Origin of the sequence: Actinomadura fibrosa (genome assembly GCF_900659615.1) — a bacterium.
Lineage (GTDB): Bacteria > Actinomycetota > Actinomycetes > Streptosporangiales > Streptosporangiaceae > Spirillospora > Spirillospora fibrosa.
This window is the reverse complement of the sequence record NZ_CAACUY010000019.1, coordinates 12215-32973: the sequence shown is the minus strand read 5'-3', so window position 1 is coordinate 32973 and position 20759 is coordinate 12215. Positions and strand designations below refer to the sequence as shown.

The window sequence follows — 20759 nt, the reverse complement described above, 5'->3', positions numbered from 1 at the left end:
CGCCGTCCGCCGTCCGCCGTAGAGTCGGGGCATGGACCAGCCGGAGTTCGTCCACCAGCCGCTTCCCGTCCGCGTCGTCTTCGGCAACGGCGTGCTCGGCAGGCTCGCGGACGAGGTGGACGCGCTCGGCCTCCGCCGCGTCCTGGTGCTGTCCACGCCGGGACGCCGCGCCGACGCCGAGCGGGTCGCGGGGCTGCTGGGCGAGCGGGCGGCGGGCGTCCACGCAGAGGCGGTCATGCACGTGCCCGCCGAGGTCGCCGCCGAGGGCCTCCGCGCGGCCCGCGCCGCCGGAGCGGACGGCCTCGTCGCGTACGGCGGCGGCTCCGCGGTCGGCCTGGCGAAGATGATCGCGAAGGGGCTGGGGCTGCCGGTCGTGGCCGTCCCGACCACCTACGCCGGGTCGGAGATGACGCCGGTGTGGGGCACCACCGAGGACGGCGTCAAGCGCACCGGGCACGACCCGCGGGTGCTGGCGCGCACCGTCCTGTACGACCCGTCGCTGACGCTGGGCCTGCCGGCGCGCGTGTCGGCCGCGTCCGGGGCGAACGCGATGGCGCACGCCGTCGAGGCGCTCTACGCGCCGGACCGCTCGCCGGTCGTGTCGCTGATGGCCGAGGAGGCCGTCCGCGTGCTCGCCGCCGCGCTGCCCGCCGTCGTCCGCGACCCGGGTGACCGTCCCGCGCGCTCGCGGGCGCTGTACGGCGCGTGGTTGTGCGGCTCCTGCCTCGGCGTCACCACGATGGGCCTGCACCACAAGCTCTGCCACGCCCTCGGCGGCACGCTCGGCCTCCCGCACGCCGAGACCCACGCCGTCGTCCTCCCGCACGCCCTCGCCTACAACGCGTCCGCCGCGCCCGGCGCCGTCGAGGCCCTCCGGCGGGCGCTGGGCGAGGACGACCCGGCCGCCGCGCTGTGGGCGCTGACCGGCGAACTCGGCCTCCCGCGCTCGCTCGCGGAGCTGGGCGCCGACCCCGCTCGGCTCGACGACGTGCTGGCCCAGGTCCTCGCCGCGCCGTACGCGAACCCGCGTCCCGTGGAGGAACCCGGCCTGCGCGCACTGCTGGAACGCGCCTGGAAGGGCAGCCCACCGGCCTGAGGCCGGGCGAATCAATGGGCGGCGGCGTCCCAGTCGGGCCCGTTCCCGATGGCGGCCTCCAGGCCCACGCTGAGCGGATACGCCGTCGTCATGCCCTCCAGGACCAGCTCCTCCACCCGGTCGTGCTCGCCCGGCGCCACCTCCAGGACGATCTCGTCGTGCACCTGGAGCAGCAGGCGGCTGCGGAGCCCGGCCGCGGTCAGCGCCTCGTCCACCCGCAGCATCGCGATCTTGACGATGTCGGCGGCGGAGCCCTGCACGGGCGCGTTCAGCGCCATCCGCTCGGCGGTCTCGCGGCGCTGCCGGTTCTCGCTGGACAGCTGCGGCAGGTAGCGGCGGCGGCCGAGCAGCGTGCGGGTGTAGCCCGTCACCCGGGCCTCGGCGACCACGTGGTCCAGGTAGTCGCGGACGCCGCCGAGCCGCTCGAAGTAGGCGTCCATCAGCGGCCGCGCCTCCGCCACCGCGATGCCGAGCTGCTTCGCCAGCCCGAACGCCGACAGCCCGTACGCCAGCCCGTACGACATCGCCTTGGTCTTGCGGCGCATCTCAGCGGTGACCGCGCCCGGCCCGACGCCGAAGACCCGCGCCGCCATCGTGGTGTGCAGATCCTCGCCGGACGCGAACGCCGCCAGCAGCGTCGGGTCCTGCGACAGGTGCGCCATGACCCGCAGTTCGAGCTGCCCGTAGTCGGCGGTCATCAGCGAGGCGAAGCCCTCGCCCGGCCGGAACGCCCGCCGGATCCGCCGCCCCTCCTCGGTGCGGATCGGGATGACCTGGAGGTTCGGGTCCGTCGAGGTGAGCCGCCCGGTGGCGGCGACGGTCTGCTGGAACGTCGTGTGGACGCGGCCGTCCGCGCCGATCTCCCGGATCAGTCCCGCGACGGTGGTGCGCAGCCGGGCCAGGTCGCGGTGGCGGAGCAGGAGCTCCGGGAGCCCGTTGTCGGTCTGCGTCGCGAGCCAGGTCAGCGCGTCGAGGTCGGTCGAGTACCCCGACTTGATCTTCTTCGTCCGCGGCAGCCCGAGCTCGCCGAACAGGACCTCCTGGAGCTGCTTGGTCGAGCCCGGGTTGAACGGGTGCCCGGCGATGTCCGCGGCGTCGGCGGCGGCGCGCTCCATCCCCTCAGCGAACTGCCGCTCCAGATCGTGCAGGAGGTCCGCGTCCACCTGGATCCCGGCTCGCTCCGCCCGGGCCAGCAGCCCGGACAACGGCAGCTCCACGTCCCGCAGCACCGCGTCCATGCCCGTCGCGGCCAACTCCGGATCGAGCTCGCCCTTCAGATCGAGGACGGCCCTGGCCCGCAGCATCGTCCCGGCCGCGCCCTCGGCGGACGGGCGGCGCCCCAGGTAGCGGGCCGCGAGGTCGGCGATCCCGTAGGCGGCCAGGCCGGGCAGCAGCAGGTAGGCGGCCATCGCCGTGTCCGTGGCCACGCCGCCGAGCCGCCACCCGTGCTCGGGCAGGACCCGCAGCAGCGCCTTCACGTCGTGCAACGCCTTCGGCCGCGACGGATCGGCCAGCCACGCCGCGAAGGCTGCCTCATCACTCTCGCTCAACTCTGACGGCACGAACGACGCCGCGCGCCCGTCGGGAGAAGCGAGCGCGACCCGCTCGATCTCACCGGAGCCGCGCGCCCACGTGGCGTCGACGGCCAGGCCCACCAGGCCCGCCGCGTTCTCCCGCAGCCATCCGGCCAGCTCGTCCGGCCCGAGCTCGCGCCCTTCGACCGGCGCCGCGTCCACCTCCGCGGAACGCTCCACCTCGGCGGAACCTGGATCGGCCTCGAACAGCCGCTTCCGGAGGCTAGCGTTGCGGAACTCCAATTCGTCGAGAAGTCTGCTGAAGACCGCCTGGTCATAGGGCCTGCGGACCAGGTCGTCCAGCTCGACGGGCAGGTCCAGGTCCCGGACGAGCTCGGTCAGCCGCCGGTTCAGCCGTACCGTGTCCGACGCCTCCCGGAGCCGCTCCCCCGCCTTGCCCCGCACCTCGTCCGCCCGCTCCAGCAGGGCCGCCAGCGACCCGAACTCGCGGATCCACTTCGCGGCCGTCTTCTCCCCGATGCCCGGAATGCCCGGCAGGTTGTCGGACGGGTCCCCGCGCAGCGCCGCGAAGTCCGGATACTGCGCCGGGGTCAGCCCGTACTTCTCCTCGACCCTCCCGGGCGTGTACCGGATCATCTCCGCGGCCGTCCGGTAGTAGTACAGGACGGTGACGTCGTCGTTCACGAGCTGGAGCACGTCGCGGTCGCCCGTGACGATCAGCACCTCGAAGCCCGCCGCCTCCGCCGCCGTGGCGAGCGTCGCGATGACGTCGTCCGCCTCGTAGCCCGGCACCCGGACCGTGGCGATCCCCATCGCGGCCAGCAGGTCGTCCAGGATCTCCATCTGGCTGCCGAACTCGCCCGGCGACTTCGCCCGCCCCGCCTTGTAGTCGGGAAACGCCTCCGTCCGGAACGTCCGGCGCGAGACGTCGAACGCCACGGCGACGTGGGTCGGCCGCTCGTCCCGCAGCACGTTGGCCAGCATGTTCGCGAAGCCGTACAGGACGTTCGTGGGCTGGCCCGACGTCGTCGCGAAGTTCTCCACCGGCAGCGCGTAGAACGCCCGGTAGGCCAGCGAGTGGCCGTCGAGGAGCAGCAGGCGGGACCGTCCGGTCATGGATCTCATCCTGGCATCCGGCCGCGCGGCCCCGGCGGGCGACCGCCCTTGAGGAAAAGGCAGCCGTCGAAGCGACCGTCCGACTACAGTCGGGAGTCCGCCCGTCCCGCAGAGTGACACGCCCCGGGGGGAGGCGATCCCTACGCCAGCAGAGGACAGCGGCAGGCGCACGCCGACGACCGGCGACAGCGCCCCGGAGGAGACCTCCCGCCCCGCCCTCGCCGTCGCCGATGACGGCACCCTGACCAGCGCTAACACCGCGGCCCTCGCCCTCCGGCGCGCCGAACGCGCGCTGCGCCGCGAGCGCGACCGCCGCGCCCTCCTCGCCGAGGCGACCCGCCTCGCCTCGCTCGACGTCGACCACTGCCTGGCGACGACGGCCCTGCTGGCGTCCCGGCACCTGGCCGACGCCGCCCTCGTCGTCGGGACGGCGACCCGCCACCGCTTCCCCACCGCCTACTGCCGCTCCGGCGGCCCGGTCGCCCGCGCCGACCTCCGCTTCGACCCGGCGGACGTCCCCGGCCTCGACGAGGCGCTGAAGGGGCTCCCGCCCGTCCCGTCCGGCTGGATCGACCCCGCCGGCGTCCCGGCCCGCCTCGCCCTCGACGGCTTCGAGGGCTTCGGCGCCTTCACCGCGATGGCCGTCTCCGCGATGACCGGCCACGGCAGCGTCGTCGGCGCGCTGATCCTCCTCCGCACCGCCGCGTTCACCGCCGACGAGGAGGACTTCGCGGGCCTCTTCGCCGCCGCGGGCGGCACGGCCCTGTCCGCGGCCCGGCTGTCCGCGGAGAAGGACTCGATCACCGACATGCTCGCGCGGGAGCTCGCCCCGCCCCGCCTCCGCCGCCTCGACGGCGCCGAGCTCGCCACCGGCCGCCTCCTGTCCAGCTCCGGCGACAAGGTCGGCGGCGACTTCTACGACGTCCTCCCCCCGGCGGACGGCGGCGAGTGGCTCGTCGCCCTCGGCGACGTGTGCGGCAGCGACCTCGAAGCCGCCCTCGTCACCGGCAGGCTCCGCGCCGCGCTCCGCGTCCTGCGGCCGCTGGCGGGCGACCACCAGAAGGTCCTCGGCCTGCTCAACGACCTGCTGCTGGCCGGCCCTGGCGGCGACCGGGACCCGCGGTTCGCCACCCTGGTCCTCGCGTCCCTGCGGCGCCACGGCGAGGACGTCCGCCTGCGGCTGACCGCGGCGGGCCATCCCCCGCCGCTCATCGTCCGGACGGACGGCCGCGTCGAGCGGGTCGCGAGCCGCGGCAACCTGATCGGCGGCCTGGACCGCGTCGGCTCCCGCACCGCCGCCGCCGTCCTCCGCCCCGGCGACACCTGCCTCCTCTACACCGACGGCATCACCGAGGCCAGGGACGCGCACGCCGGCCGCGAGATGTTCGGCGAGCACCGCCTCCACCGCGCCCTCGCGAGCTGCGCCGGCCTGCCCTGCGAGGCGGTCGTCGAACGGGTGCAGATGCTCGCGTCCCGCTGGGTCGGCGGCGGACCCCACGACGACATGGCCGTCGTCGCCATCGGCGCGCCGAGGCACGAACCATGAGAGGCGACCCGATGAGAGCCGACCCGTGGACCGACCGGCTCTGGACCATGGTCGTCTCCGGCCGGGAGCGCTCCTCCGTCCAGACGGCCTTCGCCGCCCTCGACGCCGGCCTCGCCCCCGAGGCCCTCCTCATGGACGTCGTCGCCGCGGTCCAGGACCGCGTCGGCGCCGAATGGGCCCTCGGCGGCATGACCGTCGCCCAGGAGCACGCGGCGACCGCGATCAGCGAACGGGTGATCGCCGCCCTCGCGCACCACCCGTCCCGCCCCGCGCCCCCAGGGCCACCGGTCGAAGGACGCATCACGGTCGCCTGCGCGGAAGGCGAATGGCACGCGCTCCCCGCCCGCCTCCTCGCCGAAGTGCTCCGCCTCCGCGGCTGGGACGTCGAATACCTCGGCGCGCAGGTCCCCACCCGCTACCTCGCCACGCACCTCCGCCGGACCCGTCCCGCCGTGGTGGCCCTGTCCGCCTCGATGACCGCCCGCCTGCCCGCCGCCCACCAGGCGATCACCGCGGCCCGCGACCTCGGCGTCCCCGTCCTCGCGGGCGGCCCCGCCTTCGGCTCCGACGGCCGCCACGCCCGCCTCCTGGAGGCCGCCGGATGGGCCCCCGACGCCCGCACCGCCGCCGACCTGCTGGCGAAAGGCATCCCCCCGCTCCGCCCCACCGGCTCCCGCCCCGCCCTCCCGCACCTGGACGACCAGGAGTACTCCCTCATCACCCGCTCCTCCGCCCAGCTCGCCCACGACGTCCAGACCGCCCTGCCGCCCCGCTTCGCCCGAGGCCACACCGACCAGGAAGTGGAGTGGGTGGAGCTGCTCATCGACGTCCTCGCCGCCGCCCTCTACGTCGACGACGCGGACCTCTTCACCACCGCGACCCGCTGGACCGCCGGAATCCTCGCCGCCCGAGGCGTCGACGACACCGTCGTCCTCGCCGCCCTCGACGTCATGGCACGAGCCCTGACCGACTTCCCCCGCGCAGCGGCCCTCCTCACTGCCGCCCGCACCACCCTCCACCCCCTGACCTGATTCACCGACCCCCCGGGCTGGATGCCGTTGTCCCGCATGACGCACACCGGAGTCGAGGTCACCGCCGAGCTGGTCCGGGACCTGCTGCGCGACCAGCACCCCGACCTGGCCGACCGCCCGGTGAGGCTCGGCGCGCGCGGCTGGGACAACCAGCTATGGCGCCTCGGCGACGACCTCGCCGTCCGGCTGCCCTGGGCGACGCAGTCCGCGGACGAGCTGCTGCGCAAAGAGCACACCTGGCTACCCGTCCTCGCCCCACGCCTCCCGCTGCCCGTGCCCGTCCCGCAGCGCTTCGGCGAGCCCTCACCACGCTTCCCGCACCCATGGCTCGTCACCACCTGGGTACCGGGCACCGCCGCCGACCGCGCCCCCGTCACCCCCACACGCGCCACCGACGCGGCCACCACCCTGGCCACCTTCCTGACGGCCCTGCACCAACCCGCCCCATACATGCGCCCATTGGCCGGGACCGCGGAGGACGGCTGTCCGACCACTTCGAGGGATTCGCCAGCCATCTCGCCGCATTGATGGAGCTCGGCCTCATCCCTGACCCTGACGCCGTCCGCGCAGTCTGGGACGACGCCGCCACCGCGCCCGACTGGGACGGCCCGGCACTGTGGCAACACGGCGACCTGCACCCGGCCAACGTCCTCACCGCGGACGGCACTATCAGCGGCGTCATCGACTTCGGGGACCTCTTCGCCGGTGACCCGGCCTTCGACCTGGCCGCCGCCTGGATCCTGCTGCCCGACGGCACGTCCGCCCACTTCCACGCCGCCTACCAGCCTCCCCCGGACCCCGCGACCCTGCGCCGCGCCCGCGGCTGGGCGGTAGGCCGCGCCCTCAGCGGCATCATGATCGGACACGCCGGCGTCCACGGCGGTCCAGGCGGCAAGGCAACATGGGGCCCGCCCGCCCACGCCTCACTACGACGCCTAATCGCGACCCTGCACTGACCATTCGACGGGGCCACCTGGCTGGAGCGCGCCGTCCTAGCCCCAAGCGCGCAGTACGACGGCGGCGAGCCGCTGGCTCCGACCCGTCCGTGATCTCCGTGCCTTCGACGCGGGCCGCGGCCGACTCCACGCCCCAGGTGCCGCACCGCGGGGCGAGGCACCACGGGCGGCAGCCCCCGACGCCATATCGGTGAAGCGAGCTAAAAGCTGTCCCGTAATGGTCGAGAGGCGCGGCCAGGCGTGCTGCCGCTGAGATGGCGTCCTCCGGACCGGTCAGCCGGCTATCGCCAGGTCGTGCGTGCTCGACGCGGGCGCGCACCCGTTTGTGGACGGTGTTGAGCTCGTGCTGCCAGGTGGGCAGCTCGCTGCCGTCGCGTGGCCGCCGGTAGGGCATGATGACGTGCTGGTTTCCTTGGTAGCCGCCGTCTGCCATCACGTGCGCGCCCCGGCACGCGGTATCGGCACCTGAATCGCGGAAGACGGTGCAGTCGTTGTGGTTGCCCGGGACCGGGCGTCCGACGGCGACCATCAGCCGGGTCTTGGCGTCGATGACGACCTGCATGTTCGCCGAGTACCGGTGTTTCTTGGACGAGGCGGTGACCGTCCGGTCGTGGACGGGGACGAGCGTGCCGTCCACGACCAGTACCGTGTCCGGGCTGTGCCGGCGGGTGACCGGGGCCAGTGCGAGCAGCGGCGCCAGGTGGTCCACGACGCGGTGCGCGGCGGATTTGGACACCCCGAACAGCAACGCGACCTGCCGCAGTGCGAGGTTGGTGCGGTAGCACACCGCGATCAGCAGCATCCGGTCGGCCAGCGGCAAACTCCACCGCCGCCCGGTCCCGGTCTGCGCACCGCCTCGACCTGCAACGATCCGCACCAGACGGCGGAGCTGCCGCACCGGCAGGCCAGTGAACACCGGCACCCATCTCGTCCCGATCGGCCCTGATCACCCGCTCCACAGCGAGATCAACGATCTTGAAGGTCTGGCGTTACGGGACAGCCTTCAGGGGCCGCCCTGCAAAGGAGCGCTCGCCGAGCAAGTGAACCGAGTGTGGAATGGGACGCCCCGAAGACTCGGCACTCGAACACGTCCACAGCGTCGGCTGGGCAGCACGATCGGAGTCAGCGGCGAGAGAGCTAGCGAACCCTCTCTGGCTCATTCCTGTTGTCGTTCGGGGCGGACGATGTGCCAGGTTCCGGCGGGTGTGATCCAGACCAGCAGGCCGGGCCAAGGCTGGTGGAGCGCCCATCCTGGGGACTGCTTCGTCCGGTGATGGCGTCGGCATAGCGGGGCGAGGTTGCAGGGGCAGGTGCGTCCGTGCCCGTGCCCGTCCCAGGCGATCGTGTGGTCGAGGTCGCAGTGGTCGGAGCGGCGGTTGCAGCTCGGAAACACGCAGACCGGATGTCGAGCTTCGACCGCTCGGCGCATTGCGTTGGGGGGCCGGTAGCCGGAGTGCCCGTGGTCGGCGGCTGCGCAGAGCGCGTCACGGACGGCAGCGACCTGGCCCTCGATCTCGCGAACGGCGTGCTGGAGGCGGACACCGAGCCCGTTGAGCCGCTGATGCGCCCGGGCATCCTCAGTGACCTGCGCCAGCCGCGAGTCGATGACGTCCGCCAACACGTCGGCCGCGTCCCGAACCTCGGGTACCGCAGCGACCATGGAGGAAGCGGCGGGCGCGGCGGGCGTGGCGGGCGTGGCAGTCGAGGTGACAGGCGGAACGGGCGCCGCGGACGTGGTGCAGGCAACCAACGCGACCCCCGCACCAGACGTACTCGACGTGACGGAGGCGCTAGCGGTCGTGGCTGTGACTGGAGCGGCGGCCTCGACCGACAGCGCGGATGGCGGCGTGACTGAAGGCTCGGCGGGGTTCGCCTGTTCGGCGAGTACGGCGCAAGCGACTTCAGGGAGTGGCGTTCCGCGCAGGAGTTGTTGGGCCAGATCGGCGCGGAGCTGGTCGATCGACCGCACATCACCGTCCTGACGCAAGCTGTGCGCCATCGCGGTGATCTTGTTGTGGATGGCGTGCGCGTCAGTGGCGGCCAGGTCGCGCAGAGACAGGTCGGCGGTGCCGTCGGGAGTCTCCCAGACCTCCAGCCGACGCCCGGCGATCACCTCGCGCTTGCGCCGCTCCAGATGCTCAGGAGCCAGTCGCTTCACGACACGACGGATGCGGCGGCGCAGCTGCCCGGTGGTCTGCTCCGAGGCCTGCTCGATGACCGCGCCTTCAACCGAGGCCGCGACGTCCTCGGGAAGGTGGTCGGTGAGGTCACTGATTGCACGGGCCTTCTGCAAGTCAATTCGCCCGGTCTCCAGCGCGCAACGCGTCTCGGGGAGATCGGTGTGCAGGCGCTCGGCCAGGTGGACCTGAGTGGCGGCGCTCTCACCGGTCAGACTGAGGGCGGCGGCGACTTCCTCGACGACCGACTCGTGGGCCGAGAGGATCCGGTAGTCGAGGTGGCCGTCCTGTTCATCGCGAGTGCGACGGCGGGCCAGCTCGGCGATCGCGGCCAGCTCGCGGGCCTGCGCCCAGGCGGTCTGCCGACGCGCCGCCGCAGCGACCTCGACCAGTTCGGCCTCCGACAGAGTGCCCAAGGTGGCGTCTCCGCCAGAAAGACAGAGGGCCAACTTCGGGCCGGGCGGAAAGAAACGCCGATGCTCCCACTCGCCCCGCCCACGCATTTCGGCAGTCAGTTCCGCGATTCCGGCACTCATCTTCCCTCCCCTCAACGCCTGTAACCAGAATATCGCAGACCGTGATCGCTTGCAGCGATATCCAGCAATCCAATCCGACCTTCTTCCGGGCCCCCGCGCTCGCGATTCTCCTACCTACCAACAGAGCGCCCTTACTGGCGCCAGGCGATCGCAGCAACCGCGGCACGGCACGGACGGCGACCGCGAGGAGAACTGGCGCGGGTTGCGCGACACCGTTAGCCGAACACTGACCAGAAACCGACGACAGCAACCAACGTGCCAGCAATCATCGCGAGGGCGGGACCCTCTCGCACGACGGAAAGGGGTCGGCCCAACCGTCCACTCACCGCAACCACACAAAAGCGAGAAAAGAGACATCGGCCGACCACGGAGCGACAGTGACGAGCGGCGAGAAACCAGTCCGTCACCGTGTCACGATGCACCCTCACGCCACGGCGGCACCGCAACAAAACAGCCACAACCCATCATGTGCGACAACACCCACTATTCCCGATTACGCGCGGCATCCACGAGGATCAACTTCAGAAGGACGAGCTCAGCACCTGCTTCCAGGTCACTCGACCACCAAAGGGCAAGTGATCGCGCCGGGAGACCGAATGCCGCAGCGCGAGGTACCCGACAGACGAACCTGTCGCCACAGAGAGTTGCGAAAGATAACTTACAGTGATGATGTGGGCACACACCGCGCCTGACCTGAGGACGGTTCACTACCGTCCTCCGACATGCAAAGGATCCTGCCATGCCTCAAGTTCAGCGCGTCGTGCTCGCCCTGGCCACCGTCCTCGCCGCTGTTGCGGCGCCGTCGGCAATTCACCCCGCTACTGCGATCTCGGCGAGTTCCACTCCCGTTCAGGCGGCGGAGTGCGCGTCGGAGTACTCTCAATGGCTGGGAACCTACGTCGGCACCATGCAAGGAAAGAAGTTCACCATCGCCATTCAGCAGGGCAACCAAGCCACCTATGAGTTGACGGGCGTGCGGAAGGACACGATCACCGCCAGGCTGGAGAAGGCCGGCTTCGATGCCTGGTGGATGCTGTTCGGCGGTAGCAAGCTGACCTTCGGCTACTGGCCGTCCTGCTCTGGGGCAAAGGTCAACAAGTTCCTGGTGCAGGCGGAGTTCGACTTCCCCACCGAAGCCTGGGTGACGCGTCAGCAGTCCCAATGACAGTAGGCGGGGACGCGGGTACGTCACGTCCAGGTGGCTGAATCCGGGTCGACGCCTCGGTCGCGGGCATTAGCCTCGATGATCTCACGAAGCCAAACGGTCAAGCCTGGCTCGATCGCCTCGTAGTAGGCCGTGAAAACGGGATCGGCGGCATACCGCTTCCCCAGGCAGACGTGCATCGAGTGCGTGCAGTCGAAATACGCGTCAATGGAGGTCCTGTGTCGTTCCGCGAGAGCGTTGGCTTCGGCGCTGCCCGGCATGATTCCGGCGCGCTTCGCGGCTGCCAGGTCGTCTTCGAGCGTTGTGACGCCGTCGGCGATCCGCTGCCAGTCCTCGGACGTCCTGCCCGCGGCGCGCTCGGCGTACTGCGCCCATTGGGCCGTGTCGCCCCATCGGTCACGTGCCCCGGCGGTCCAGGACGGCTCCCAACGCTTCCCGAAGATCGCGACCTGTTCCTCCGCGGACAGCAGGATCCCGGTGCTCGCAACTTCGATCATGCGATCGACCGCATCGACCATCGCCCGCAGACGGGAGATGCGGTCGAGGAGCTGGGCGCGCTGCTGCCTCAGCGGCACGGTCACGTCGACCGCCGGAGCATCGAGAAGGTCGCCGATGTCGTCCAGGGACAGGCCGAGCTCGCGGTAGATGAGCACCCGGTGGATGCGTGCGACGTCGGCCGCCGAGTAGAGCCGGTAACCACCGGCGGTGCGTCCGGACGGGTGGACGAGCCCGATCGCGTCCCAATGGTGGAGGGTGCGGACGGTGACTCCCACGTGCGATGCCGCGGCCCCGACGGTCAGCCCGTCGGGGCCCACGGCATCGTCCATAGCGGCATCGATCACGCCGTCGAGTCTGGCACGGCCGCCTGACCTGCGCGATCTTCCCCCTTAGGGAGGGTGAAGCCGGATTCTTCCAGGTAGCGCGCCTCGGGGCTGTCGAGATCGAGGGGACGGGCCGCGGTCATGATCACGCGCGCGTTCTCCGGCGTGATGACTTCCAGTTCCACGCTGTTCCAGGGTGTCTGCCGCGACCCTTCCGTGCATCCGGGAACCAATGCAGAGCACGCCTCCGCGATCTCTTCGATCTGGCTCAGCACGCAGGAGAAGCTGACGCTCACCGCCGGAGGGGCTGACGGGGCGCCGGCCGGGACGAGCAGAACGTCCTGGAATGCCCACCGTCGAAGGTGCGTGACCTGCCCGGGAACCGAGAACAGATCGATGAAGCCGAGCCCGCGCGTCCAGAAATCGACGGACGCGGCCAGGTCCGACGTCGGAACGGTGACGAACATCGGCATCCCGTAGATGCCCCGGTAGATCTCAGGCGGCGTCACATCGGGCCCGGGCGGCGGGACCGGGCTGATCTCGAACGCGTCGTAGTAGTCGGTCATGCGGTCAGCGTGGAGCCTCACGCAACGTCAGGGTCAACTCGAATCAGCGTCCGGGCTGACCACACCCGCATCCAGATGAGAACCGCAGGCTGCGGCGATGGCGGCGGGGTCCCAGTAGAAGGGACGGCATTCGAGCATGCGCCCGTCTCTGACCGTGATCACCTGCACGATCAGAGTCTCGATCTCCCGGCCGGTGGCGCGGGCACGGAACCGGACCCAATTGTGGACGACCACGGTGTCTCCCTCCCCCCAGTGCTCCTGATCCAGGAATTCCATCGACTCCCAGACCTCACTGAAGACGGCCAGGAACCGCTCCATGCCGTCCTGTCCCTGCCACTTCCCGATTCCCGTGAACGGCAGTCCGGGAGCCTGATGCAGCACCACCTCCGGATCCAGATACGCGGCGACCTGGTCGTAGCTCGCCTTGCCGTATCCGCCCGCAGCCACGTACGCCGCCTCCGCCGCGTAGAACCGCTCCATCGCGGACCACGCATCACGCGGACGCCGATCCGCAAGCGTCGCGTCCTGCTCGCCTCTCGCCGAAGCACTCACAACCATCACCATTTCTCTCACCAGGCAACATCGTGAGAACCCCATCTAGACCAGATCGGTTGCGGCGAAGCTGGATTCCCACCCGTAGCGTCCGCGGCTCAGTGCGCCGGCTGGCGGTCAGTGGGCGGTGGATGGGAGGGCGAGTTCGAGGTTTGGGGGCGGGGGTAGTGGGACGGGGGAATCCGAATCCGGGACGGCGCGGAAGGCTTCGATGATGTAGGCGGCGAAACGGCGGGAGGCCGTTAGGCGGGCGGGTTGCGGTGCGTCTTGGACGCCTCGGTGGGCCATGAGCATCAGGATCAGGTCGTCGATGACGAAGCCTCGGCGCAGTTGGCCGGTCTCCTTGGCGCGGCGGGCCAGTTCGGTGACCGCGCGTAGCGTTCGCTCCCGGTCGGCGGCGAAATCCATGGTCTCGGGGTAGGCCGTCATGAAGGCGTCGGCAAAGCCTCGACTATGGGCGTGGAGTTCGCAGATCCGCTCGATCAGTTCCTGGAACCCGTGCCATGGAGCGGGGTTCGCGAGGGCTTCGCGGACGGCGGCTTGGCAGGCTCGCCTCTGCTCCGCGAAGGTCTCTCCGATGAGGGCCTGCTTGGTCGGGAAGTGCCGGTAGAGAGTCGCGGGACCGACGTTCGCACGGCGGGCGACCTCTCGCATGGGCGCGTTCAAGCCCTGTTCGCCGAAGACCGTGCGGGCGGCGTCCAGGATGCGGGCCCGGTTGTCGCGGGCGTCGGAGCGGATGTGAGGCAAATGGCTGGTCATCGTTTCTCACATTAGCCAAACGGACGGGTGCGTCCGTTACGGTCCGATGGCGGTGGCGCCGTCTCGTTTCGGCACGTCACCAGCGATGCGGGGGGGACGCGGGTCGCCGCCTACGTCCGCGCCGCTAACGTCCATTCGCTGACTGGGGGGGCCAGGATGAAAGCCGTCGTGATCGAGAAGTTCGGGAGTCCGGACGGCCTGGCGGTCGTCGATGTGCCCGTGCCCGTTCCCGCGCCGGGGCAGGTGCGGATCGCCACGGAGGCGATCGGGGTGGGCGGTGTGGACGCGGTGATCCGCCGGGGGACACTCGCCGCCTACGGCTTCCGGGAAGGACATCTTCTCGGCAGTGAGGTCGCGGGCAGCGTCACAGCGGTGGGAGAGGGCGTGGACGACTCGTGGATCGGGCGACGGGTGTGGGCGTTCACCGGCCTGTCCGGTGGATATGCCGAGCAGGCCGTCGCCGCGGTCGAGGACGTCCTTCCGATGCCTGCTGGTCTGTTCAGCGCCGATGCGGTGGCGCTCGGCGGGTCCGGGGTGGTCGCCCACTTCGCCCTGGAACGTGCCCGGTTCGCAGCGGGCGAGACGGTGCTCGTGCGCGGTGCGGCGGGCAGCATCGGGATCACGGCGCTCCAGCTCGCGGCCAGGGGTGGCGCGGGCGCGGTGGTGGTCACCGCTTCGTCGGCGGAGCGGGGCGCCCGCCTGCGGGGCTTGGGCGCGACCGAGGTTCTCGACCGCTCCGGGGAGGGCGGCCCAGATGCGCCACGAGGGTTCGACGTGGTGATCGACGTGGTGGGCGGTCCTCAGCTTCCTCTCTTTCTGGACAAGCTGAACGCCAACGGACGATATGTGTCCGTCGGCGTGGTCGGCGGTCAGCCGCCGGCGGACTTCGGGATGCGGCTGATGGACGCCTTCCGTAGATCGCTGTCGTTCGCCACGTTCAGCTCTGACACCGTGCCCGGTCCCGAGAGGCAGGCCGTGCGATCGTCCCAGTTCGCCGATGCCGCCCAGGGGACTCTGCGTACGGTCGTCCACGAGGTGCTGCCGCTCGATCAAGCGGCGCAGGCCCATCGCGAGATGGACGCGGGCACGGTGTTCGGCCGGATCGTGCTGGTTCCGTGAGATGGACAGGCGGCGGGGACGTCCGAGCGTAGGGGACGGTCGGCGGCATCCCGGAAGATCGGAACCAGAGGCGGGCCGCTGGCGCCGTGAGCCAGGAGAAGGGTGAGGGACGCGCCCGGAGCGGACGCGTCCCTCACACGGCTGGACGGTTCGTCTACTTGGTCGCGGACGGGCCGGTCCGCGGCGCGGCGGAGGTCCTGGCGGCCTGTGGACGCTTCTTCGCGAACTCGTTGCCGTTGACGGTGAGCGTGCTGTGGGCGAACAGCTCGGTGACGGCGGCCGTGGCGTCGATCATCTGGTCGAAGCCCTTGAGGTTCACGTTGTCGTACCGGTCGCACGCCTGGTGGTAGCAGGGGTCGTACGGCTGCCCGGCGGTGCCGCCGTAGACGGCGGCCTGCGCGGGCGTCTTGATCCCCTCGGCGCCGGTGAAGATGCCGCCGGCCGGGATGCCCGCGGTGATGAAGGCGTTGTAGTCGGACCGGCCGTCGAAGGCCGTCGGGTCGGTGGCGAGCCCGCGTCCGGCGAAGTAGTCGTTGAAGGTCTTCTCGATGGCGCCGGACCCGGCGGGCGGCTCGACGTTGCTGCCGCCGGTGCTGTTGTCGCCGTCGTAGACGAACCGCACGAAGTTCGGGGACGCGAGCATGTCGAAGTTCAGGTTCAGCGCGATCTTGTCGCGCTCGGCCTGCGGGAGGTTGTCGACGTAGTACTGCGAGCCGAGCAGGCCCTCCTCCTCGGCGCCCCAGAACGCGAAGCGCACCTGGTTGCGGATCTTGCCGCCGAGCTTGCCGATCTGCTGCGCGATCGCCAGCAGCGTCGCGGTCCCGGAGCCGTCGTCGTTGATGCCGGGGCCCTCGGTGACGCTGTCGTTGTGCGCGCCGACCACCACGACGTTGTCGGCCCGGCCGCGCTTGGTGTTCGCGACGACGTTCGACGTCTGCCGCTTCTGGTTGAGGGTGTCGGTCTTGACGTGCAGGGTGACGCCGCCGTTCCGGGCCTGCTGGACGAGGTCGACGCCGACGGCGTTCGTCGGCCCGACCACCGGGATCGCGTACGGCTTGGTCAGCGTGCCCGCGACCGGGCCGGGGGTGCCGGGCGCCTGGTAGATCACCACGGCGCTCGCGCCGGCGGCGATCGCGTTGTCCGCCTTGACGGAGAAGAAGCACCCGCCGCGCCGGATCAGCGCGATGTTCCCCGCCGGGAAGCCGGCGAAGTCGCCGGCCTCGCAGCCGCTGCCCGTGCCGGCGGCGTCCGGGTCGACCGCGGTCGCCGCGGCCGTGACGTCGCCGGACCCGGAGTACTGGAGGGTCGCAAAGTCGGTGGTCGGCGCGAACGTCCTCGGGGTCGGCGCGGTCTCGGCGAACACGGGGTCGGACAGCTCCTGCCAGAAGTCGAACGTGAAGTTCTGGATCTGGGGGCTGTACCCGGCGCGCTTGAGCTGGTCCGCGATGTACTTGACGGTGATCGTTCCGCCGGGGAGCCCGGCGGCCCGGTTGCCGCCGTTCGCGTCCGCGACCTTCTGCAGGTTGAGCTGGTGGTGGCGGACGGCCTTCAGCGTGACGAGCGAGGCCAGCCTGGACGGGGCGGGCGCCGCCGCGGCCTCGGTCGCCGTGAGGGTGGTGGCGACGAGCGACAGGCCGAGGAGCGATGCTAGCGCGGCTTTGCGCATGACTTCGGTCTCCGGTGGGAGGGGACGGGGACAAAGCACCACGAAGCCTGACATGTAGCACCAGGCGTCACAACACCCCGCCCCCTTCCCGCACGGCCGATTGCGGCCCGTTCGTGCCACAGACGACCCGTCCACGGCGCAGACAACCCGTCCACGGCGCAGACAGCCCGTCCACGGCGCAGACAGCCCGTTCACGGTGCGGAGGGTTCATTCGTGGCGCAGACCGCCCGTTCACGGTGCAGAGGTCCGTTCACGTTGCAGAGGGTCCGGCGCGGACATGGTCATACGGGCCGCGCGACCGTCCCTGTGGCGCGATCATCCGGGTGGCGCGGTCATTCTCGCGGGGGTGTGGTCATTCTTGCGACTATCAGGGCGGCTAGGGCGGCGTAGGCCGCGGAGTCGTCGAGGCCCGTTCGTTCCTTGATCTCGCCGCGGTGGATCGACTCCATGACCTGGCCGGCGACCGCGCCGACGAACGCGGCGTCCGCGCCGGCGGACGCCTCGCGCACCAGGCCCTGCATGCGCTGGACGGCGAACGCGGTGTTGCGCTTATAGATCTCGCGGGCCGGGGCGAACGCGTCGAGGTCGGCGAAGAACGCGGGCGAGGCCGGGGCGAGCGCGTCCGAGATGGCGCGCAGGTAGGCGCCGACTCGCTCGGCCGGGTCGGCGTCCTCGCCGGCGTGCTCCTCCAGGGCCGCCTCGACCTGGGCGGTGGCGCGGCGGAAGAACGCGCGGACGACCGCGGCGATGATCTGCTCGCGGCTCGCGGCGACGGTGTAGAGGGTGCTCTTGGAGCAGCGCAGCAGGGCGGCGAGCTCGGCCACGCTCAGGTCGGCGAAGCCTCGGTCGAGGAAGACCTCGATGAGCCGTTCGATGAGGGCGTCGCGGCGGCGCGCCGCCTTCGTGTCGAGGGCGCGTACCGTCTCGTCCGCCGAGGTCATGGGCAGGAGAGTACCAAGACCGGTTCTTGAGTACCGGCCCTGGTACTGTTCGGAGGGCGAAAGGAGTCACGCATGCCCGCCACGCGCCACCTGCCGTCCCAGGAGTCCGAGGACCTCGTCGCCCTCACCCGCGAGATCGCGGCCAAGGAGCTCGCGCCGCGGGTGACGGACGCCGAGCGCACCGGCACCTTCCCCCGCGACGTGTTCACCACGCTCGGACGGGCGGGCCTCCTCACGCTCCCCTACCCGGAGGAGTTCGGCGGCGGCGCCCAGCCGTACGAGGTCTACCTGCAAGTGCTGGAGGAGATCGGGGCCGCCTGGGCGAGCGTCGGGGTGGGCGTCAGCGTGCACGCGCTGTCCTGTTTCCCGCTGTTCGCGTACGGCACGGACGAGCAGCGGGCGCGGTGGCTGCCGGGGATGCTGTCCGGCGAGCAGCTCGGCGCGTACTGCCTGTCGGAGGCGCACGCGGGCTCCGATCCGGCGGCGATGCGGGCGCGGGCCGTCCGCGATGGCGACTCGTACGTCCTCAACGGCGCCAAGGCGTGGACGACCCACGGCGGCAAGGCGGACTTCTACACCGTCATGGCCCGCACGTCCGACAACGGCTCGCGGGGCATCTCGTGCTTCCACGTCCCCGCCGGGACGCCCGGTCTGGAGTTCGACGAGCCCGAGGACAAGATGGGCCTGATGGGGTCGACGACCGCGACGGTCCGCCTGGTGGACGCGCGGATCCCCGCCGATCACCTCATCGGGGACGAGGGCCAGGGGCTGTCGATCGCGCTCGCGGGTCTGGACGCGGGGCGCCTCGGCATCGCCGCGGTCGCGACCGGCCTCGCGCAGTGCGCGCTCGACACCGCGGTCGGCTACGCCAAGGAGCGCGAGGCGTTCGGGAAGGCGATCATCGAGCACCAGGGCCTCGCGTTCGTGCTGGCGGACATGGCCGCCGCGGTCGAGTCGGCCCGCGCCACCTACCTCGCCGCCGCGCGGCTGCGGGACGCGGGCCGTCCGTACGGCCGCGAGGCGTCCATCGCCAAGCTGGTCGCCACCGACAACGCCATGAAGGTGACCACCGACGCCGTGCAGGTCCTCGGCGGCGCCGGGTACACCCGCGACTTCCCCGTCGAGCGGTTCATGCGCGAGGCGAAGGTCATGCAGATCTTCGAGGGGACGAACCAGATCCAGCGGCTGGTCATCTCCCGCCACCTGGCCCGCTGACCCAACACCGCCCCGCACCCGCTTTCGCACGGCCCCGCGCCACCCCGCACCCGCACGCCCCGCGCCCGCACGCCCCCGCGCCGCCCCGCGTTCGCACAGCCCCCGCGCCGCCCCGCACCCGCACGGCCCCGCACCTGCACGGCCTCGCGTCCGCACGGCCCCGCGCCGTCTCGCAGCCGCACGGGCCGCCTCCTCTTGGCCTCGCGTCCGGGCGGCGTCCTCCCCCGAGTGAGGGCGCCGCCCGGACGGAGGAGCCGTCAGGTGCCCGGGCAGCGCTTCCAGGCGAAGTGGTACGTCGTCCTGACGCTGCCGTCGGCGGAGTCGAACGCCATGAAGCTCGTCTCGCCGGCGCCGGACGAGCCCTTGTTCACGCGCAGCTCGGTGTTGATGTTGAAGTTGCGGTCCTCGCCGCACGGCTTGAACACGAGCTCGGCGACGGGCGTCCGGTCGGAGAACTGCCAGTCGTCGGAGTAGGCGCCCTTGAGCGTGTGGCTGACCGGCGTGGTCTGCGACATGCCCTGGTGGTAGTAGTTCGCCCGTTCGAGGCCGGACGCGCCGGCGGCGAGGTGGGCGAAGCCGCGGTAGTCGGCGCCGGCGATCGCGTAGGTGAACCCCTGCGGCACGTGGACGCGCAGGTTGATCTGGCAGTTCTTGCGGAACGCGGTCGGGTCGGAGTCGCCGCCGGCCTGGGCGAGGTAGTCGCTGTAGGTGACGGTGAAGGCGGTGTTGTCGCTCGCGGCGGCGACCGCTGCGGTGCCGGCCGGGCAACCCGAGCCGTTGACGGTGAGGACGTCGATGACGATCCGGTCCGGCGGCGGCGGGTCGTCCGCGGACGCGCCGGACGCCGCCGGAGCCTGGGCCGCCGCCGTGGCCGCGGCCGTGGCGAGGGCGGCCGCGCACGCCGCCATGGCCGTGATTGCCTTGTGCATGGGAGTCGTCTCCTCTGGGGTGGGGCGTGAAGGGGTTACGGGCAGCGCTTCCAGGCGAAGTGGTAGGTGGTCTTGATGCTGCCGTCCGTGGAGTCCATGGCCAGGAAGCTGACCTTCGCCGGGTCGGAGGTGCCCTTGCTGACCCGCAGCTCGGTGTTGATGTTGAAGTTCCGCTCCTCGCCGCAGGGCTTGTAGACGAGCTGCGCCACGTCGTTGGTGTCGGTGAACTGCCAGTTGTCGGCGAACTGGCCTTTCAGGTTGTGGGTTATCGCGGTGGTCTGCGACATTCCCTGGAAGTAGTAGCTCGCCTTCTCGACGCCGCCGGCGCCCTGCTCCAGCGAGGCGAATCCGCGGTAGTCGGCCGATGCGATGGCGTAGGTGAACCCCTGCGGCACGTGCACCTTGAGATTGATCTGGCAGTTCTTGCGGAAGTCGGTCGGGGCGGAGCTGCCGCCCGCCTGCGCCATGTAGTCGCTGTAGGTGACGGTGAACGCCTCCTTGTCGTCCGACACGGCCACGGCGGCGGTCCCGGCGGGGCAACCGGAGCCGTTGACGGTGGCGATCTCGATGGTCACGCCGTTGGGACCGGCGGTACGAGCGAGGACCGGGGCGGCGGTCGCGGAGGCGGGGGCGGCGGTCGCGGACGTCAGGGCCAGCACGGCGGCGGCTGCGGCTGCGGCGGAAATGGCGATCCCTTTACGCATGCGATTCCTCTTCGTCGGAATGGACGCGAGCGTTTCGGCGGCCGAAGAGCAGAACGTGACCCAGGATCTCGACGCGAGAGTAACCAGAACAAAATGGCCGGTCAATCTCCGATTTTCCACAACAAAATCAACCGGAGCCACACCTGTGAATGGCCTCTACAGCCCCCCGAACAGCCCCAACGGAACGTCAAGTATTCAACGATCGGACGTTTTTCAATGGGGACCGTTCCAGCAAAAGCGCCAATCGAACTTCAGCCGCCGTTCGGAACGCCTAGAAGCGCCCGCCTCCGCACCGGGAAGTCGCCCCGGCTCGCTGTAGGGTCCGTCCG

18 protein-coding genes and 1 pseudogene are annotated in these 20759 nt (G+C 71.2%); 8 read left to right on the top strand and 11 right to left on the bottom strand.

What is annotated here, in order from left to right; translation table 11 throughout:
* Positions 1 to 31 precede the first annotated feature (31 nt).
* Complete coding sequence (locus E1300_RS10230; protein WP_131756646.1) at positions 32 to 1096, top strand: maleylacetate reductase; 1065 nt, start codon at positions 32 to 34, stop codon at positions 1094 to 1096.
* 11 nt (positions 1097 to 1107) lie between these two features.
* Here the strand turns inward: E1300_RS10230 and polA are convergent, their stop codons facing one another.
* Positions 1108 to 3747, bottom strand: a complete 2640-nt coding sequence (polA, locus tag E1300_RS10225; RefSeq protein WP_207399613.1) for a DNA polymerase I — start codon at positions 3745 to 3747, stop codon at positions 1108 to 1110.
* Between the two features lie 637 nt (positions 3748 to 4384).
* On the opposite strand from polA, the gene E1300_RS10220 reads away from it, so the two are divergent.
* Genes E1300_RS10220 through E1300_RS53700 form a run of 4 tightly spaced genes read left to right on the top strand, consistent with a single transcriptional unit; the run spans position 4385 to position 7280 of the window.
* A complete protein-coding gene (locus tag E1300_RS10220; protein ID WP_131756644.1) occupies positions 4385 to 5293 on the top strand; it encodes a PP2C family protein-serine/threonine phosphatase in 909 nt (302 codons plus the stop codon).
* 11 nt (positions 5294 to 5304) lie between these two features.
* Positions 5305 to 6324, top strand: coding sequence for a cobalamin B12-binding domain-containing protein (locus E1300_RS10215; RefSeq protein ID WP_242619052.1), 1020 nt, complete (start codon positions 5305 to 5307; stop codon positions 6322 to 6324).
* Positions 6325 to 6360: 36 nt separating this feature from the next.
* The gene (locus E1300_RS53705; RefSeq protein WP_306440649.1) at positions 6361 to 6852 is read left to right on the top strand and encodes a phosphotransferase; all 492 of its coding nucleotides are present in this window, start codon (positions 6361 to 6363) and stop codon (positions 6850 to 6852) included.
* Positions 6852 to 7280: a phosphotransferase gene (locus E1300_RS53700; protein ID WP_306440648.1), complete on the top strand. Its 429-nt coding sequence runs from the start codon at positions 6852 to 6854 to the stop codon at positions 7278 to 7280. The genes E1300_RS53705 and E1300_RS53700 overlap by 1 nt, the downstream gene beginning before the upstream one ends.
* A gap of 298 nt (positions 7281 to 7578) precedes the next feature.
* On the opposite strand, the pseudogene E1300_RS52335 reads toward E1300_RS53700, so the two are convergent.
* Positions 7579 to 8239, bottom strand: a pseudogene (locus E1300_RS52335) (transposase family protein); the annotation flags it as partial.
* A gap of 197 nt (positions 8240 to 8436) precedes the next feature.
* Positions 8437 to 9993, bottom strand: a complete 1557-nt coding sequence (locus E1300_RS10200) for an HNH endonuclease signature motif containing protein (protein ID WP_131756641.1) — start codon at positions 9991 to 9993, stop codon at positions 8437 to 8439.
* A gap of 739 nt (positions 9994 to 10732) precedes the next feature.
* On the opposite strand from E1300_RS10200, the gene E1300_RS10195 reads away from it, so the two are divergent.
* On the top strand, positions 10733 to 11158 hold the full coding sequence (locus E1300_RS10195; protein ID WP_131756640.1) for a hypothetical protein: 426 nt from the start codon (positions 10733 to 10735) through the stop codon (positions 11156 to 11158).
* A 23-nt stretch (positions 11159 to 11181) separates the two neighbouring features.
* Here E1300_RS10195 and E1300_RS10190 read toward each other — a convergent pair whose 3' ends face one another.
* The 4 genes from E1300_RS10190 to E1300_RS10175 form a co-directional block, all read right to left on the bottom strand.
* On the bottom strand, positions 11182 to 12000 hold the full coding sequence (locus E1300_RS10190) for a MerR family transcriptional regulator (protein WP_242619051.1): 819 nt from the start codon (positions 11998 to 12000) through the stop codon (positions 11182 to 11184).
* A complete protein-coding gene (locus tag E1300_RS10185) occupies positions 11997 to 12545 on the bottom strand; it encodes a VOC family protein (RefSeq protein WP_131756639.1) in 549 nt (182 codons plus the stop codon). Before E1300_RS10185 ends, E1300_RS10190 begins: the two co-directional genes overlap by 4 nt.
* Before the next feature lie 33 nt (positions 12546 to 12578).
* Positions 12579 to 13109 (bottom strand): nuclear transport factor 2 family protein, encoded by a 531-nt coding sequence (locus E1300_RS10180; protein ID WP_242619060.1) that lies wholly within the window; start codon positions 13107 to 13109, stop codon positions 12579 to 12581.
* A 105-nt stretch (positions 13110 to 13214) separates the two neighbouring features.
* Positions 13215 to 13856, bottom strand: coding sequence for a TetR/AcrR family transcriptional regulator (locus E1300_RS10175; RefSeq protein WP_242619050.1), 642 nt, complete (start codon positions 13854 to 13856; stop codon positions 13215 to 13217).
* Positions 13857 to 13883: 27 nt separating this feature from the next.
* Here E1300_RS10175 and E1300_RS10170 point away from each other — a divergent pair, with 27 nt between their 5' ends.
* Positions 13884 to 14975, top strand: a complete 1092-nt coding sequence (locus E1300_RS10170) for a zinc-binding dehydrogenase (RefSeq protein ID WP_242619049.1) — start codon at positions 13884 to 13886, stop codon at positions 14973 to 14975.
* A 154-nt stretch (positions 14976 to 15129) separates the two neighbouring features.
* On the opposite strand, the gene E1300_RS10165 is transcribed toward E1300_RS10170, so the two are convergent.
* A complete protein-coding gene (locus E1300_RS10165; protein WP_165502773.1) occupies positions 15130 to 16641 on the bottom strand; it encodes a M20/M25/M40 family metallo-hydrolase in 1512 nt (503 codons plus the stop codon).
* Between the two features lie 332 nt (positions 16642 to 16973).
* Positions 16974 to 17582 carry a TetR/AcrR family transcriptional regulator gene (locus E1300_RS10160; protein WP_131756637.1) on the bottom strand — a complete coding sequence of 203 codons (609 nt, stop codon included), beginning with the start codon at positions 17580 to 17582 and terminating at the stop codon, positions 16974 to 16976.
* Positions 17583 to 17654: 72 nt separating this feature from the next.
* Here E1300_RS10160 and E1300_RS10155 point away from each other — a divergent pair, with 72 nt between their 5' ends.
* On the top strand, positions 17655 to 18797 hold the full coding sequence (locus E1300_RS10155) for an acyl-CoA dehydrogenase family protein (protein ID WP_131756636.1): 1143 nt from the start codon (positions 17655 to 17657) through the stop codon (positions 18795 to 18797).
* A 257-nt stretch (positions 18798 to 19054) separates the two neighbouring features.
* Here E1300_RS10155 and E1300_RS10150 read toward each other — a convergent pair whose 3' ends face one another.
* Positions 19055 to 19726 (bottom strand): DUF4360 domain-containing protein, encoded by a 672-nt coding sequence (locus E1300_RS10150; RefSeq protein ID WP_207399612.1) that lies wholly within the window; start codon positions 19724 to 19726, stop codon positions 19055 to 19057.
* Between the two features lie 35 nt (positions 19727 to 19761).
* Positions 19762 to 20430, bottom strand: coding sequence for a DUF4360 domain-containing protein (locus tag E1300_RS10145; protein WP_131756635.1), 669 nt, complete (start codon positions 20428 to 20430; stop codon positions 19762 to 19764).
* Between the last annotated feature and the right edge of the window lie 329 nt (positions 20431 to 20759).